Here is a 15,474-nt window from a genome sequence, read left to right on the forward strand (position 1 = left end):
GCGGTAGCGCACGGGAGCCCGCCGGCTCGGGCCTGGTTTGCGGCCGCCGCGTTCCTGCCGTCTCGGACGGAGTCGGCCCGCGCCGGGAGATGCGTCGTGCGAAATCAGACCGAGTGCTTCGCAACGCGGATTTCGGCAACGCGGATTTCGGCTTCGCGCAAGCGCCGCGCCGGCTGGCGACACGAGGTCCGGAAGCGATCGTCCGGATCTCGCATCCTGCGCGCGCGACCGCCCGCTCGGCGACGGCTGCGCGATCGCTCCCGCGAGGCCGACAACCGGACTTCGTGTCTCTCACACAACTCCCGACCGCCGTCGTCGCTCGCCGTGGCGGCGTCGGCGCGGCGGGAGTTGTGTGAGGTGCACTTAGAACGCGAAGCCGGCCTCGACCGCGAAGGCGCGCAGCGGCGGCAGCGTGGCGTCGAAGAGCGGGCGCGAGCCGAAGGCGTCGCCCGAGCGCACCCACAGGGTCGCCTTGGCCGGGCGGCCCCGGCCCTGGACGCAGGCGAGGCGCCCGCCGTCGGCGAGCTGGTCGAGCAGGGCCTGCGGGCGCCGCTCGACCTGGCCCTCGACCAGGATCGCCGCGTAGGGAGCGTGGCCCGGCGCGCCCGTCTCGAGCGGGCCGGCCTCGACGGTGACGCCCTCGCCCAGCCGCTCGCGCGCCGCGGCGGCGAGGCCGGGGAGCGATTCGAGGGCGACCACCTCGACGCCGAGGCGGCGCAGCACCGCGGCGCCGTAGCCGAGGCCCGTGCCGACGTCGAGGACGCGGTCGCCGGGCTTGAGGGCGAGCGCCTGGATCAGCCGCGCCAGCACCATCGGGGCCGGCATAAAGCGGGTCTCGCCGTCCTCGGCGCCGACCGCCTGGGGCTGGTCGATATAGGCGAAGGCTTCCCGGTCCGCCGGCATGAACCGCTCGCGCGGGACGGCGTCGAACGCGTCGAGGAGCGCGATGTCGGTCACGTCGAACGTCCGGAGCTGGCAATCGACCATGAGGCGGCGCGCTTGCGCGTAGTCGAGCATGAACGTCTCTGGAGAGCTTGAGCGACGGCCAAGCCGCGACGGTCGAGCCGCCGGGCGACGCGGTTGTGGTGGATCGCCGGCCAAAAGGCAAGGATCCGGGCGGCACGGCGCACGGAGGTGCACTGTGCCTGGTCGAGCGATGTCTCGGAAGAACAAGGAGAAGGGATGGAGGCCTCGCCCGGAATCGAACCGGGGTGCAAGGATTTGCAGTCCTCTGCGTAACCACTCCGCCACGAGGCCATCCGGGCCGGTTCGCAACCGGCGATCGGGCGGGCCGGATCCGATCCGGTGCGCCGTCTCCCCGGCGTCGGGCGGACGACCCGGGGACGAGGGGTCATTAGCAGGACCCGGCCCGGCTCCGCAACAGGGTCCTGCCGCAAAACCGCGGCCGGCGGCGATGAAATGAGCCGGCTCGCGAAAATCCGGTCCGACCCGGAAAATTCCTTGCGCGCCCTGCCCGGCTTGGGTAGTGCTCCCGCCGCGATCCCCGATAGCTCAGTTGGTAGAGCAGGCGACTGTTAATCGCCTTGTCGCAGGTTCGAGTCCTGCTCGGGGAGCCACTCCCTTCCGCACAGCGTTGAACGGCATGCGCGCCGCCCGTCCGGGGCCGGCGCCGTCTCGCGTGGGGCCGGGTATACGGACAGCCTCCGGCTTTCATCCGAAAAAATCGACGGAACCTGTCGCCCGGTCCATCAGTTTCTCGTTCAACTTGCTGCAACGCTTCACAGCACGGCGCCGCGAAGCAATCCGGCAGCGATTGACACGGGAGTTTCCAATGATCGGCTGGGCAATCACCTTCCTCGTCGTCGCCCTCGTCGCGGCTCTGCTGGGTTTCGGCGGCATTGCCGGCACCGCCATGGAGGCGGCCAAGATCGTGTTCTTCGTGGCGATCGTGCTGTTCGCCGTCTCGGCCATCTTCGGCCTGATGCGCGGCCGCTCGCCCCGGATCTGACGCGAGACGACCGGCGGGCCGCGACGGCCCGCCCCTCGCGAACGAGGCGGTCCTTCGGGGCCGCCTTTTTCTTTGGCGGCCCTCTTCTGTCGTGAGCGAGTGTCCTCGGCGGGACCTTAGGCCTCGGCGAGGCGCAGGAGCTCCCCGGCCGGCCGGGACGTCGGATGCGGGCGGGCGCGGCGCGGCACCAACCGGTGCAATGTGGCCGAGGGCGGCTCGGCGGGCGGCGCGAGCCGCGCCGCGCGGGCGGCACGCCAGTCGGCGAGCAGGATCGCCGCCGCCAGGTAGCCGAGGGACGACACCACCACTCCATCGGGACGGATCGGCGGTTCGAAGTGGGCCGTCGCCTTCATCGCAAAGCCTCCCTGCCGCGCTCGCGCGCGGTTGTCGCGCTCGTGCGCGGTTGTCGCGCTCGTGCGCGGGTGCCGCGCCCGGCGCGGAGTCGCGACGGTGCGCGGATCGGCCGAGGCGGCGGCCCCGCGGCGCCGGGATCGGCGCGACGACCCGGGGATCGGTCCGGCGCAGATCGGTCCGTCGCCCGGGGCGGGCGGGCCAGGCAGCCCTCGGAGTCTCACCGCCTGGCCCGTCGACCACGCCCGGCCGTGCAAGGGAGAGTGGACACGGCGGGTGCAGTGGATGCGTCGTCGCAAACGCCGTGCCAGGTGCGGCGAGGCGGGGGACGTTCCCCTCGCCCGCCCCCTCGCCCGATTCGGCGGCGGCCGCGGCCTTAAGAGCGAGCACGTTGCCCCGGACGGGTCCGACGCTCTACCTATGGGTGAGACGGGTCTCGTGGCCCGATCCTGCAGGAACGGGCCCGCGCGGCCCCGCTTCGGAGACAGACTGGCATGTCGATCGGCCCCTTCGTCACGGTGGACTGGCTCGCAGAGCGGCTCGCGGCGCCCGACATCGTCGTGGTCGACGGCTCCTGGTACCTGCCGGCGATGGGCCGGGACGCCGAGGCCGAGTTTTGCGCCGCGCACATCCCGGGGGCGATCCGCTTCGACATCGACGCGGTGCGCGACGAGGCAAGCGCCCTGCCCCACATGCTGCCCTCGCCGGAGGCATTCGCCTCGCGGATGCGCCAGATGGGCATCGGCGACGGCATGACGGTCGTGGTCTATGACGGGATGGGCCTGTTCTCCGCCCCGCGGGTGCGCTGGACCCTGAAGGCCTTCGGCGCCCGCGAGGTCGCGGTGCTGGAGGGCGGCCTGCCGGCCTGGGTGGCGGGCGGGCACCCGGTCGAGGAGGGCGAGGCGCGTCCGCGCGACCGGCGCCACTTCACCGCCCGGCTCGACCACTCGGCGGTCGCCAACGTGGGCGACGTGCAGCGGGCGCTGGCCGGCTCGGCCCAGGTGGTCGATGCCCGCTCGGCCGCCCGCTTCGCCGGCGAGGAGGCCGAGCCGCGCCCCGGCGTGCGGCCGGGCCACATGCCCGGCGCCCTCAACCTGCACTACGCGGCCCTGCAGGAGAACGGCCGGCTCAAGGACGAGGCCGCCTTGCGCGAGGCGGTCGCCCGGGCCGGCATCGACCTCGACCGCCCGGTGGTCACCACCTGCGGCTCGGGCGTGACCGCGGCGATCGTCGGCATCGCCCTCGAGCGCCTCGGCCGTCCGCCGCGCTCGCTCTACGACGGCTCGTGGTCGGAATGGGGCGCGCGGGAGGACCTGCCGGTCGCGACCGGGCGGTAACCGGCCGCCCGCCGCCGGGCCGTCGGGGGATCAGGCGCCTCGGGGCCGTCCGCCCGGGTCGGCGTCGCCGGGCGGCGGTCCCAGTTGCTGCATCCGGCGCGGCAGCTCGCGCAGGAGCGCGGTGCGCCGGTAGGGCGTGAGCTTCCGCCACGCCTTGATCTCCGGTACGGTGCGGCCGCAGCCCAGGCACCAGCCCGTCCTGCCGTCCCACGCACAGACCCCCGTGCAGGGATCGTCCTTCTTCATCGCAGGGCATCTCCGTGCCGCCGCGCGCTCGTTCGCGACGGCCGACGATGTCCCTAACCCCTCCGGTCGCGCGAAGGCAGCCCCGCCCACGCCGACGGGAGGGGACGGGGCCGCTCTCCCGCTCAGTGCAGGATCTGGCTCAGGAACAGCCGGGTCCGCTCGTGCTCCGGCGCGCGGAAGAACGCCTCCGGGGTGTTCGATTCGACGATCTGGCCCTCGTCCATGAAGATCACCCGGTCGGCGACCTGGCGGGCAAAGCCCATCTCGTGGGTGACGCACAGCATGGTCATGCCCTCGTCGGCCAGGCCCACCATGGTGTCGAGCACCTCCTTGACCATCTCGGGATCGAGCGCCGAGGTCGGCTCGTCGAACAGCATGATCTTGGGCGCCATGCACAGCGAGCGGGCGATGGCGACGCGCTGCTGCTGGCCGCCGGAGAGCTGGCCCGGATACTTGTGCGCCTGGTTGGGGATCTTCACCCGGGTCAGGTAGCGCATGGCGACCGCCTCGGCCTCGGCCTTCGGCATCTTCTTCACCCAGATCGGCGCCAGCGTGCAGTTCTCGAGCACGGTCAGGTGCGGAAACAGGTTGAAGTGCTGAAAGACCATGCCGACCTCGCGGCGGATCTCGTCGATCCGCTTGAGGTCGTTGGTGAGCTCGATCCCGTCGACCACGATGCGGCCGGCCTGGTGCTCCTCCAGGCGGTTGATGCAGCGGATCAGGGTCGACTTGCCGGAGCCCGAGGGGCCGCAGATCACGATCCGCTCGCCCTTGCGCACGCTGAGGTCGACGTCGCGAAGCACATGGAAGGCGCCGTACCACTTGTTGACCCGCTCCAGCGACACCGCGGTCGGCGCGCTGGCGAGCCGCGCCGCCGAGGTGTTGCGGGGCGCGAGATCCGGGTCGGTCTCCGGCAGGAGGACGGGGGTGCTGGGGGCGGGAGAGGAAGCCATGGGGGGGACTCACCGTGTCTGGCCGGCCGCGAGCCGCCGCTCCATGAAGCGGGCGTAGCGGGACATGCCGAAGCAGAAGACGAAGTAGAACAGGGCCGCGAAGGCGTAGCCGGTCATCACCACGGTCGGCGCCGCCCAGGCGGGATCGACCCGGGCCGATTCGATCGTGCGGATGAAGTCGAAGATGCCGACGATCGAGACGAGGCTCGTATCCTTGAACAGCGCGATGAAGCTGTTGACGATGCCCGGGATCACGATGCGCAGGGCCTGGGGCAGGATGATCAGGCGCATCCGGTGCCAGGGGCTCAGGCCCAGCGACATCGCCCCCTCGGTCTGGCCCCGCGGGATCGCCTGCAGGCCGCCGCGCACCGTCTCGGCCATGTAGGCGGCGGAGAACAGCGCGATGCCCACCAGCGGCCGCACCAGCCGGTCCACCGTGACGTCGCCGGGCAGGAACAGCGGCAGCATCACGTTGGCCATGAACAGCACGGTGATGAGCGGCACGCCGCGCCAGAACTCGATGAAGATGACGCAGAACAGCCGCACGATCGGCAGCCGAGAGCGCCGCCCGAGAGCGAGCAGGATGCCGAGCGGCAGCGCCGCGACGATGCCGACGAGCGACACGATCAGGGTCACCAGCATGCCGCCCCACAGGGAGGTCGGCACGGCAGGCAGCCCGAGCGCCGGCACCCCGGCGAGCAGCCCGTAGGAGACGAGCGGGAAGACGACGAAGAAGTAGAGCGCGCCGAGACCGCGCTTGGGCGCGTCGAGCCACAGCATCCACCCCACCCCGACCGCCATCAGGGCGAAGAAGACGTTGGGCCGCCAGCGCTCCTCGACCGGGTACGAGCCGTAGACGAAGTAGTTGATTTTGTTGGCCACGAAGGCCCAGCAGGCGCCGACCGGGCGGCCGAGCACCTCGGGCCGGCAGGCGTCGCGGTTCTCGCCGGTGAAGACCGCGTCGATCACGAGGAAGCGCAGCAGCGGCGGCAGCACCAGCGCGACGACGGCGAGCGCCGCCAGCGTCATCACGGTGTTGGCCGGGCTCGAAAACAGGTTCTGGCGCAGCCAGGCGAGCGGCCCGGCGACCAGGGCGGGCGGGGCCGAGGTGGGCACCGGCTCGCGGCGGACGAAGGTGAGTGTCGGGGATCCGGCGGTCATGATGGGCGCCTCACCGCTCGATCAGCGCGACGCGCCGGTTGTAGAGGTTCATCACGAAGGCCGTGACGAGGCTGATCGTCAGGTAGACCGCCATGGTGATTCCCACCACCTCGACCGCCTGGCCGGTCTGGTTCAGCACCGTGCCCATGAAGACCTGGACGAGGTCCGGGTAGCCGATGGCCACCGCCAGCGACGAGTTCTTGGTGAGGTTGAGGTACTGGCTCGTCAGCGGCGGCACGATCACCCGCATCGCCTGCGGGATCACCACCAGCCGCATCGTCGGGCCGGGCTGCAGGCCCAAGGCGCGTGCCGCCTCGGTCTGGCCCTTGTTGACCGCCTGGATGCCGGCCCGCACCACCTCGGCGATGAAGGCCGCGGTGTAGACCGTGAGCCCGACCACGAGGGCGACGAATTCCGGATAGAGCTGCATCCCGCCGCGCAGGTTGAAGGTGCCCTTCACGGGAAACTCGAGCGCCACCGGGGCGATCCCGAGGAGCGCCAGGACCCCGTAGGCCAGGAGCGGCAGGCCGAGGACCAGCGCCAGCCCGACCGTCAGCACCGGCAGGCGCCGGCCGGTCTTCGCCTGCTCGCGCCTGGCACGCGCCCGGAAGACCAGCGTGCCGACGATCCCGACCAGGAGGGCGATGGGCAGCGCCCAGGCATCCGCCGCCAGCAGGGGCTTGGGCAGGAAGAGGCCGCGCTGGTTGAGGAAGACGGACGACCCCAGCGCGTAGGAGTCGCGGGCGCCCGGAAGGCTCGCCAGCACCGCGACGTACCAGAACAGCAATTGCAGCAGCAGCGGGATGTTGCGCAGCACCTCGACGTAGACCGTGGCGAGGGTGCGCACGATCCAGTTCGGCGACAGCCGGGCCACGCCGACCGTGAAGCCCAGGATGGTGGCCAGCACGATCCCGATCACCGCCACCATCAGGGTGTTGGTGAGCCCGACCAGGAAGGCGGTGCCGTAGGTCGAGGTCGCGGCCGCGAACGGGATCACCGTCTGGTTGACGTCGAAACCCGCGGTATTGTTGAGGAAGCCGAAGCCAGAGGCGACGCGGGCGTTGCGCAGGTTCTCGGCGGCGTTGCCGATCGCGATCCACGCCACCACGCCCACCGCCAGCAGCAGCAGGATCTGGTAGGCCGCCCCGCGGATGCGGGGATCGTAGAGGGGCGAGACCCGGGGCGGACCCGAGCGGGACTCGGCCGGAAGCTGCGTCGGCAAGGGGGCGTGCTCGCGTCTGGCGGATGAGGGGACGGCGCCCGGGATCGCCGGGCGCCGCGTCTGTCAGGCGGTCAGCGGATCGGCGGGCCGTATTGCAGGCCGCCCTTCGACCACAGGGCGTTGAGGCCGCGCTGGATCTTCAGGGGCGAGCCCTGGCCGACGTTCTTCTCGAACACCTCGCCGTAATTGCCGACGAGCTTGATGATCCGGTAGGCCCAGTCGTTGGTCAGCCCCAGATCGGTGCCGTACTTGCCCTCGGTGCCGAGGATGCGCTTGACGTCCGGGTTGTCGGTCGACTTCGCCATCTGGTCGACGTTCGCTTGCGTGATGCCGGCCTCCTCGGCGTTCAGCATCGCGTAGTGGGTCCAGCGGACGATGTCGGCCCACTGGGCGTCGCCCTGGCGCACCGCCGGTCCGAGCGGCTCCTTCGAGATGATCTCCGGCAGCACGATGTTGTCGTCGGGAGCCGAGGCGCGCAGGCGCTCGGCGTAGAGGCCCGAGGCGTCGGTGGTGAAGGCGTCGCAGCGGCCCGCATCGTAGGCCTTGAAGGTCTCGTCGGCGCTGGCGAAGGCCACGACCTCGTATTTCAGCTTGTTGGCCCGGAAGTAGTCGGCCAGGTTCAGCTCGGTGGTGGTGCCCTGCTGGGTGCAGACCGAGGCGCCGTCGAGCTGCTTGGCGGAGGCGACGCCGAGCTTCTTCTTCACCATGAAGCCCTGGCCGTCGAAGAAGTTGACGGCCGGGAAGTCGAGCCCGAGCGTGGTGTCGCGCGACATCGACCAGGTGGTGTTGCGCGACAGGATGTCGACCTCGCCCGACTGGAGCGCCGTGAAGCGGTCCTTGGCCGAGAGCGGGATGAAGCGGACCTTGGTGACGTCGTTGAAGATCGCCGCGGCGAGCGCCCGGCAGAAATCGACGTCGAGCCCGGTCCAGCGGCCCTGCGCGTCCGGCACGCCGAAGCCGGCCAGCCCCGGGTTGGAGCCGCAGGAGAGGTAGCCCTTCTGCTTGATGCTGTTGAGCGTCCCTTGCGCCTGGGCGGCGCCGGCCAGCAGGGTGGCGCCGAGCCCGAAGGCCAGGGCGGCGACGATTCTCTTCATGCGGACTTCCATCTCCCGTTCCGGTTGCGGCGCCGTGGGGCCGCCGCCCGATTGCTCAAGCGCGAACGCTGCCTAAGCAAGAGGCATTCCAGGCGAAGCGGGCTGCCCGGTCAAGGGGTTGGTGCGTGCGACGAACAGCGTAGGCGGGACCGCCGCCGGGTTGCGCCGGGCGCAAGGTTCTCGCGGCAGACCGTCACCGCCCAGGCTTGACGGCGGCGGGTGGTGCGGGATGTGCTCGGCCCCGACTTTCCGTCCGGCTCCCGGACGCCCGGTCCCGCCACGCCAGAGGCCCGATGAGCATCACCCCGCCCCGCGACAAGAGCCGCCTCGGCACCCGCACCCGCCTGGTCCATGCCGGCCGCGACCCGTCGCAGCAGCACGGCTTCGTCAACACCCCGATCTATCGCGGCTCGACCGTGCTCTACGAGAGCTACGACGCGATTCAGAACCGGCGGTCGGAATACACCTACGGCACCGCCGGCACCCCGACGACCCGCTCCCTCGAGGCCGCCTGGACCGAGCTCGCGGGCGCCGCCGGTACGGTGCTGACGCCCTCGGGCCTCGCCGCCGTCACGGTCGGGCTGCTGTCCTGCCTCAAGGCCGGCGACCACCTCCTGGTGACCGATTCCGCCTACCGCCCGACCCGGGTGTTCTGCGACGGGTTCCTCGCGCGGTTCGGGGTCGAGACCACCTACTACGACCCCACCGTCGGGGCCGGCATCGCGGCGCTGATGCGCGAGAACACGGCCGCCGTGCTCACCGAGGCGCCGGGCTCGCAGAGCTTCGAGATGCAGGACATCCCGGCCATCGCGCAGGCCGCCCACGCGCGCGGCGCCTGCGTCTTGATGGACAACACCTGGGCGACGCCGCTGCTCTTCCCGCCGCACGAGCGCGGGGTCGACATCGCCATCGAGGCCGGCACCAAGTACCTGTCGGGCGGCTCGGACCTGCTGCTCGGCCTGACGTCCGCCAATGCCGAGTACTGGCCGGCCCTGCGCCGGACCTTCGACCAGTTCGCGATGTGCGCCGGGGCCGAGGACGTGTTCCTGGCGCTGCGGGGCCTGCGCACCCTCCCCTTGCGCCTGCGCGAGCACGGCGAGCAGGCTCTCGCGCTCGCCCGCTGGTTCCAGGGCCGGCCGGAGGTCGCCCGGGTGCTGCACCCGGCCCTGCCGGAGGATCCCGGCCACGCGATCTGGTCGCGCGACTTCCTGGGCGCGTCCGGCCTGTTCTCGATCATCCTCGAGCCCTGCCCCGAGGCGGCGGTGGCGGCGATGCTCGACGGGCTGGAGCTGTTCGGGATGGGGTTTTCCTGGGGCGGGTTCGAGAGCCTGGTGATCCCGTTCGACTGCGCGCCCTATCGCAGCGCCAACCCCTGGGCCCCGGGCGGGCCGGGCCTGCGGTTCCAGGTCGGGCTCGAGGACCTCGACGACCTGAAGCGGGACCTCGAGGCCGGGTTCGACAGGCTGCGGGCGGCATCGTGAGGCGGTGACGGCGCCTCGCGCGCACCGTATCCGCCGCCGGCCATTCTCGGCCCGGATGGCCGGCGGCGGAGCCTCGGGGGGCGATCGAGCCGTCCGGGGCCCGCTACGGCGCCAGCCAGGTCGCCGCCGGCTCCTGCCCGTCCCAGGTATTCCCGTCCCAGGTGAACAGCGCCCGCCGGTGGCCCTGGCGGGCGAGGTACAGGAACTCGAGCCGGGCGGCGGTCAGCACGATCACGCGGAATTCCGCAAAACCGGCCTCCACGCCGTCGTCGTCCTGCGGCGGCGCGGTGGCGCCGCCCTCGGCCAGGGGCGTGCCGGGCCCGGGCGCGGTGGCGTAGCCGATCCGGCTCATCGGCCGCGACGCCGCCCAGGCGGCCCGGGCGATCCCGTCCTCGCCGTGCAGGCGGGCCGTGCCCTCGATCCGGACCTGGATCTTGGCCTTGGGATCGTAGGCGTGGAGCGAGACCCGGGGATCGGCGGCGATCTCGGCGGCCTTGGCGGAGCGGGCGTCGCAATGGACGCGCAACGACCGGGCCGCCCGGTCGACCCCGCGCAGCACCACGGTGCGCAGGCGCGGGGCGCCGTCGCGGCCGATCGTGGCGAGGGCCGGCGTGTGGAAGCCGCTCTGGTGGGCCGCTCCCTCCTCCAGCCGGCGCCAGGCCTCGGCGAGGCAGCCCGCGAGGTCGTCGTAGAACGCAGGCGTCTCGGTCATGGTGGCTCGCGCGGATCCGGTTCGTTCACCAATCTAGGTCACGATCCGGGGAACCGGGATGCCCCGGTGAAGCTTGTCCGTACGACCGACCCTCCCGAGGTTCTTCGACCCATGACGCTCCGCACGATGCTGGCCTGCCTGCCTCTGGCGGTCGCCCTGGCCGCCGCGCCGGCGGCCGCCGCCGACATGCCCGCCGGCTATGCGGGGCGCGCCGGAGCCGGTTTCTCGGCCGGCTGGGTCGCGCCACCCCCGCCCGTCGCCCTCGAGGCGGAGGTGCAGGCCGACATCCTCGTCGCCGCGCCGCCGCCGCGCCGTCTCCTCGGCTTCGGCTACGCGCCGGTCCTGCCCTATTACGGCGTCTCGACCGGGCCCTACGGCTACCCGCCGCGGCGCGAGCCGGGGGTCGGCGTCGGGCTGTTCTGAGCCGCGAGCCGCTCCGCCACCAGCGCCTGCAGGGTCCAGAGGTGGCGGTCGCGCAGGCCCGCCGCCTCGCAGGCCGCCACCGTGTTGAGCAGATACTCGGCGCTCGGGCCGGTCGGGCCGCAGGCCGCCGCGATGTGCCCGGCGATCGCCCCGTCCGTCAGGCGTCCGGCGTAGCGCGTCCCCGCCCGGTCGGCCACGAAGGCCAGGGCCGGGACGGGGCCGTCCGCGGTGCCGGCGGCGATCCAGCGGGCTTCGTACCCGCGCCCCCGCATCTCCCGCCGCCAGACCGGCCGGACCGCCTCCCGCAGGTCGGGGCCGGCGATCCGGTAGGCGAAGCCGCGGCACCGGCCGCCCCGGTCGAGGGCCAGCATCACGCCGGGCCGCTCCGGCGTGCCGCGAAAGCCGGGCTGCCACAGGCAGAACCGGCGGTGCCAGCCCCGCACCGTCGCCGCGCGCCGCTCGGCCACGGGAAATTCCGGCCGCCACATCAGGGCGCCGTAGGCGAACAGCCACAGGGCGTCCGGATCGCCCGGCTTCTCCGCCAGGGCCGCGTCGAGGCGGGCATCGGCCTCCGCCTCGCCCATCAGCGCCATGCCGCAGCCGGGGCCGCGCTCGTCCGCGGCCACGGGGTGCGGGTGGGTGCGTGCGATCAGCGCGGCGGTGAGCGTGAGGGAGCGTTTCAGCATCGCGATCGTTAGTGCAGTGGGTGCGGCAGCGTTGCCGTGGGCCGGGCGGGGCCTCGCGGCTGTTCGGCCAAGCGTGGCCGCCCCATGTCCGTTAGTGCCGTGCTAAGCCGCGCGGGTCCAGATTGTCCGGAATGGAGGACGCGTCATGGCCATCACGGGTCGCTTCAATTTCCGCAAGACCCTGACGGGCAAGCTCGTCCTGCAGGTCGAGACCGAGCGCCGCTCCTGGTGGCCCTTCGCCCGCGCCGCCTCGCCGGGCCATGTCTGGCGCGACGCCACGCCGAAGGACCTGACCGCGGTGGAGCTGCAGCCGCTGCTCAACCTGCGCCGCAATCCCGGCTACATGCCGCGCAACCCGGTGATCTTCATGATGGGCCGCGAGCCGGCGAGCGCGGCGCCGTCGGCCGAGGTGGTGACCCTCGCGGCCCACCGCGCCGGCCAGCAGCAGGCCGGCTGAGGGCCGGGCACCGCCCGCGCCCTGCCGCGTTGTCCCGGTTCACCAGGACGGGGCGCGCCCCCGCCGAACGGGAGAGCGCAGGATGGGCATGACCTCCGTGAACCAGGCCGTCATCGAGACCCTGTCGGAGCAGATCGTCGCCGCCTATTGCGGGGCCGGCCTCCCCGAGGGGCCCGCCCGGGGCAAGGCCCGCGCCCGGCTGATGGACGAGGTCGCGCATGCCATCGAGGAATCGGTCGGCAGCCGCACCCTGGCCGAGGACGGCCCGGAGCGGGTCAATGCCGTGCTCGCCGACTGGGAGGCGCAGGAGGGCCGCAGCTTCGGCCTGCGGCTGATCGAGATCGACCCCGGCCGCACCGTGGCGACCATGGGATAGGTCTATCCCCGGGATAGACCTATCCCCGGCCGAGCTCGACCAGCAGGTCGGCGAGCGGCCCGGGCGCGCTCACCATCGCGTCGTGGCCGGTGGCGAGGTCGCGCCAGCCCCAGCCGGGCTGGCCCCGCACCCAGGCCTTGACCCGGTCGAGGGTGGCGTAGGACGGCGTCGTGCAATCGACGTAGGTGCGCGGCAGCCCGTTGCCGACCGGGCCGCGGATCGGCAGCGGGCTCTCGTAGGTGCCCAAGGGGTGCGGCGTCATGCGCCGCTCGAGCCAGGCCGCGTCCGCCGGATCGAGCACGCCGAAGGCGGCGGCCGGCGGCGGCGGCAGGCTCACGCCCCCGCTCGACTCCGCGGCGGCCCGGCGGCGGGCCGCCGCCACCTCGGGGGCGAGCCCGTCGAAGGGCGAGCGGCCCGGCTCCACGATCAGCGCGTCGAGATAGACGAGGTGGCGCAGCCGCTCCGGCATCGCCTCGGCGACGCCACTAATGGCGAGGCCGCCGAACGAATGCCCGACCAGCACCACGTCGGTCAGCTCCTCGGCGGCGATCGTTCCGGCGATGTCCTGCACGAAGGTGTCGAGGGTGATGGCGCGCGACATCAGGTGCGCCCGCTCGCCGAGCCCGGTGCAGGTCGGTGAAAGGACCCGGTGCCCCTGCGCCCGCAGGCGATCGGCCACCCGGACCCAGCACCAGCCGCCATGCCAGGCGCCGTGGACCAGCACGAAGGTCAGCTCGTCGCTCATCTCGCTCAAGCCCTCCCGGCGCGTCGGCGGAGCCAAGCGCGAACGGGTCCGGCGCGCAAGGGGCTTATGATTAGGGCTTCGGATCGCGGCTTCGACTCGGAACCCCGGCCCTACTCGTCGGCCTCGTCGCGGTCCTCGCGGTTGGCGTCGAAGCCGGCGATCATCCGCTCGATGGCCTTGAAGCTGCGCACCGCCTCCTGGGTGCGGCCGGCGGCGCACTGCCCTTCCGCCGAGCGGTACCACAGCAGCATGCTGTTGAAGGCATGCTGGTGGGGCGCCTCGGCGACGCGGGCGCGCCGCGCGGTCTCGGCGTCGAACCACACCCGCGCGAGGTGACCGGCATTGGTGCAGACGTCGGCGGAGGGCGGCAGGGCGGCGCGGGAGACGGTCGGGTCGCACAGCATGACGAACCAGATCGCCCCGGCGACGAGGCCGGAGGCCCCCAGCATCCCGAGGGCGCCGCGCCCACGCCGGCGCCAGTCGGGCCGCACCGGCTCGGCGGCCGGCAGCGCCTCAACGGTCTCGGGCCGGCAATGGGTGTAGTGCGTCGAGCCGTCGGCGTGATGGTGAGGCCACGGATGGGTCATGGGGGCACCCCCTCGATCAGGGTGGGACCCGGGAGCCTCGCATGAACCATCACGGGAGCCGGGTCGTCGGGACGGATCGCGGCGGCAGCACGACGAGCCGCAGCCGATCGCCGGGCGATCGTGCGGCGGCGTCGGACCCTCGCGAGATCCCCGATGGTTAAGCCCGCCTTGCGGCATCCGGCGTGTTCCAGCGCACATTCCGCGCGCACATGCTGGCGCTCGCGCGGGCGTCGTGCTCTCTCGGGCGGCAGGGGCGCGACGACGCCCGCGATCGGGAGGACGACGCGATGAGGCATTGGCGCGAGGCGGCCGCGGCCGCCCTCTGTCTCGCCGCCCTGTGGGCGGCCCCGGCGGACGCGCAGGACCGCCGCTGGGCGACCGCCTGGGCCGGCTCGGTCCAGGGCCCCTACCCGGTCGGCAACCCCTCGGCCCAGCCCGACCAGAGCTTCGCCTTTCCCGATCCGGCGGAGGGCGCCCGCGACCAGACCCTGCGGCTGGTGCTGCGCCCGGACGTGTGGGGCCGCGAGGCCCGCCTGCGGATCTCGAACGCCTTCGGCACCCGGCCGCTGACCCTGGACGGTGTCCATGCCGGGCTGCAGCTCGGCGGCGCCGCCCTGGTGCCGGGCACGAACCGCCCGGTGCTGTTTTCCGGCCGGGAGACGGTCACGGTCCCGCCCGGGGGCGAGGCCTGGTCCGACCCGGTCGCCCTGCCCTTCGCGGCCGACCCCGATGCGGCCCTGCTCGCCGGGCGCAAGCTCGCGGTCTCGCTCCACGTCGTGGGCGCGAGCGGGCCGATGACCTGGCACGCCAAGGCGCTCCAGACCTCCTACGCCACCGCGCCCGGCGCGGGTGGGCACGGCGCCGACGAGGACGAGGCCGCCTTCCCGTACTCCACCGCCTCGTGGTTCTTCCTCGATGCCGTCGACATGGCGGTGAGCGCGCCGACCCCGGTCGTGGTCGCCTTCGGCGATTCGATCACCGACGGCACCGCCTCGACGATGAACGGCGACGACCGCTGGCCCGACGTGCTGGCGCGCCGCCTGCACGCGACGCTCGGCAACCGGGTCGCGGTGGTCAATGCCGGCATCGGCGGCAACCAGGTGGTCGGCCCGGCGGAATACGGCCCCCAAAAGCCCTTCCCGGGCGGGCCCTCGGCGCTAGCCCGGCTCGACCGCGACGTGATCGGCCTGTCGGGCGTCGCCAGCGTGATCTGGCTCGAGGGCACCAACGACTTCAGCCGCAACGGCGGGGCCACGCTGGAAGCGGTGCAGGCCGGGATGCGCGAGGGCGTCGCCCGCCTGCGTGCCGGCATCCCGGGCGTGCGGGTGATCGGCGCCACCCTCACCTCGGCCAAGGGCAGTTCCAGCCCCGCCCACGGCCACCCCGAGCAGGACGAGAAGCGCCGCCGCCTCAACGCCTTCATCCGGGAGTCGGGGGTGTTCGACGGCGTGGTCGATTTCGACGCCGCCACCCTCGATCCCTCGACCGGCGGTCTGCGCCCCGAGATGGTCCCGGAGAGCACCACCGGCGGCAAGGGCGACCGGCTGCATCCGAACCGGGCGGGCTACGTGGCGATGGGGAGCGGGATCGATCTCGGGGTGGTCTTGCCGGGACGCTGATCCCTCAATCGTCCTTCGTCCGGGCAGCGGGACGGTTCAGCATCTTGCGGAACCG

Annotated in this window: 18 protein-coding genes and 2 tRNA genes; 8 read left to right on the forward strand and 12 right to left on the reverse strand. The window is 72.8% G+C overall.

Annotated features, from left to right (window positions below):
• Positions 1–363: 363 nt before the first annotated feature.
• Together BMX97_RS00340 and BMX97_RS00345 are read right to left on the reverse strand one after the other, a co-directional pair.
• Complete coding sequence (locus tag BMX97_RS00340) at positions 364–1,017, reverse strand: protein-L-isoaspartate O-methyltransferase family protein (protein WP_091744322.1); 654 nt, start codon at positions 1,015–1,017, stop codon at positions 364–366.
• A gap of 166 nt (positions 1,018–1,183) precedes the next feature.
• Positions 1,184–1,257, reverse strand: a tRNA-Cys gene (locus BMX97_RS00345).
• Positions 1,258–1,501: 244 nt separating this feature from the next.
• On the opposite strand from BMX97_RS00345, the gene BMX97_RS00350 reads away from it, so the two are divergent.
• Positions 1,502–1,577: transfer RNA gene (locus BMX97_RS00350), tRNA-Asn, on the forward strand.
• A gap of 215 nt (positions 1,578–1,792) precedes the next feature.
• Entirely contained in the window at positions 1,793–1,969 is a 177-nt protein-coding gene (locus BMX97_RS32635) for a DUF1328 domain-containing protein (RefSeq protein ID WP_048431004.1), read from the forward strand.
• 116 nt (positions 1,970–2,085) lie between these two features.
• On the opposite strand, the gene BMX97_RS00360 is transcribed toward BMX97_RS32635, so the two are convergent.
• Positions 2,086–2,322, reverse strand: coding sequence for a hypothetical protein (locus BMX97_RS00360; RefSeq protein ID WP_091744326.1), 237 nt, complete (start codon positions 2,320–2,322; stop codon positions 2,086–2,088).
• A 492-nt stretch (positions 2,323–2,814) separates the two neighbouring features.
• On the opposite strand from BMX97_RS00360, the gene sseA reads away from it, so the two are divergent.
• Positions 2,815–3,657, forward strand: coding sequence for a 3-mercaptopyruvate sulfurtransferase (gene sseA / locus BMX97_RS00365; protein ID WP_091744328.1), 843 nt, complete (start codon positions 2,815–2,817; stop codon positions 3,655–3,657).
• Positions 3,658–3,687: 30 nt separating this feature from the next.
• Here sseA and BMX97_RS00370 read toward each other — a convergent pair whose 3' ends face one another.
• From BMX97_RS00370 to BMX97_RS00390, 5 genes are all read right to left on the reverse strand, one after another.
• Positions 3,688–3,903 (reverse strand): DUF1289 domain-containing protein, encoded by a 216-nt coding sequence (locus BMX97_RS00370; RefSeq protein ID WP_091744330.1) that lies wholly within the window; start codon positions 3,901–3,903, stop codon positions 3,688–3,690.
• Positions 3,904–4,025: 122 nt separating this feature from the next.
• Complete coding sequence (locus BMX97_RS00375) at positions 4,026–4,856, reverse strand: amino acid ABC transporter ATP-binding protein (RefSeq protein ID WP_091744332.1); 831 nt, start codon at positions 4,854–4,856, stop codon at positions 4,026–4,028.
• 9 nt (positions 4,857–4,865) lie between these two features.
• Positions 4,866–6,017, reverse strand: a complete 1,152-nt coding sequence (locus BMX97_RS00380) for an amino acid ABC transporter permease (RefSeq protein WP_091744334.1) — start codon at positions 6,015–6,017, stop codon at positions 4,866–4,868.
• 10 nt (positions 6,018–6,027) lie between these two features.
• Entirely contained in the window at positions 6,028–7,239 is a 1,212-nt protein-coding gene (locus BMX97_RS00385) for an amino acid ABC transporter permease (protein ID WP_091744336.1), read from the reverse strand.
• Positions 7,240–7,310: 71 nt separating this feature from the next.
• Positions 7,311–8,333: an amino acid ABC transporter substrate-binding protein gene (locus BMX97_RS00390; protein ID WP_091745051.1), complete on the reverse strand. Its 1,023-nt coding sequence runs from the start codon at positions 8,331–8,333 to the stop codon at positions 7,311–7,313.
• Between the two features lie 293 nt (positions 8,334–8,626).
• On the opposite strand from BMX97_RS00390, the gene metC reads away from it, so the two are divergent.
• Positions 8,627–9,814 (forward strand): cystathionine beta-lyase, encoded by a 1,188-nt coding sequence (gene metC, locus BMX97_RS00395; protein WP_091744338.1) that lies wholly within the window; start codon positions 8,627–8,629, stop codon positions 9,812–9,814.
• Between the two features lie 103 nt (positions 9,815–9,917).
• Here metC and BMX97_RS00400 read toward each other — a convergent pair whose 3' ends face one another.
• Positions 9,918–10,526 carry a pyridoxamine 5'-phosphate oxidase family protein gene (locus BMX97_RS00400; protein WP_091744340.1) on the reverse strand — a complete coding sequence of 203 codons (609 nt, stop codon included), beginning with the start codon at positions 10,524–10,526 and terminating at the stop codon, positions 9,918–9,920.
• 111 nt (positions 10,527–10,637) lie between these two features.
• On the opposite strand from BMX97_RS00400, the gene BMX97_RS00405 reads away from it, so the two are divergent.
• Positions 10,638–10,949 (forward strand): hypothetical protein, encoded by a 312-nt coding sequence (locus BMX97_RS00405; RefSeq protein ID WP_091744342.1) that lies wholly within the window; start codon positions 10,638–10,640, stop codon positions 10,947–10,949.
• On the opposite strand, the gene BMX97_RS00410 is transcribed toward BMX97_RS00405, so the two are convergent.
• Positions 10,904–11,635 carry a gamma-glutamylcyclotransferase gene (locus BMX97_RS00410; protein ID WP_091744344.1) on the reverse strand — a complete coding sequence of 244 codons (732 nt, stop codon included), beginning with the start codon at positions 11,633–11,635 and terminating at the stop codon, positions 10,904–10,906. The genes BMX97_RS00405 and BMX97_RS00410 overlap by 46 nt on opposite strands.
• Before the next feature lie 145 nt (positions 11,636–11,780).
• On the opposite strand from BMX97_RS00410, the gene BMX97_RS00415 reads away from it, so the two are divergent.
• Both BMX97_RS00415 and BMX97_RS00420 read left to right on the forward strand, forming a co-directional pair.
• Entirely contained in the window at positions 11,781–12,092 is a 312-nt protein-coding gene (locus BMX97_RS00415) for a hypothetical protein (RefSeq protein WP_060847746.1), read from the forward strand.
• 82 nt (positions 12,093–12,174) lie between these two features.
• On the forward strand, positions 12,175–12,468 hold the full coding sequence (locus tag BMX97_RS00420) for a hypothetical protein (protein WP_091744346.1): 294 nt from the start codon (positions 12,175–12,177) through the stop codon (positions 12,466–12,468).
• Positions 12,469–12,487: 19 nt separating this feature from the next.
• Here the strand turns inward: BMX97_RS00420 and BMX97_RS00425 are convergent, their stop codons facing one another.
• Positions 12,488–13,213, reverse strand: a complete 726-nt coding sequence (locus BMX97_RS00425) for an alpha/beta hydrolase (RefSeq protein ID WP_091744348.1) — start codon at positions 13,211–13,213, stop codon at positions 12,488–12,490.
• Between the two features lie 110 nt (positions 13,214–13,323).
• Positions 13,324–13,800 carry a hypothetical protein gene (locus BMX97_RS00430; RefSeq protein ID WP_177202074.1) on the reverse strand — a complete coding sequence of 159 codons (477 nt, stop codon included), beginning with the start codon at positions 13,798–13,800 and terminating at the stop codon, positions 13,324–13,326.
• Positions 13,801–14,087: 287 nt separating this feature from the next.
• Here BMX97_RS00430 and BMX97_RS00435 point away from each other — a divergent pair, with 287 nt between their 5' ends.
• A complete protein-coding gene (locus BMX97_RS00435; protein WP_091745055.1) occupies positions 14,088–15,419 on the forward strand; it encodes a GDSL-type esterase/lipase family protein in 1,332 nt (443 codons plus the stop codon).
• Positions 15,420–15,474 lie beyond the last annotated feature (55 nt).

Source organism: Methylobacterium sp. ap11 (genome assembly GCF_900110515.1).
In the GTDB taxonomy this organism is placed as follows: domain Bacteria; phylum Pseudomonadota; class Alphaproteobacteria; order Rhizobiales; family Beijerinckiaceae; genus Methylobacterium; species Methylobacterium ajmalii.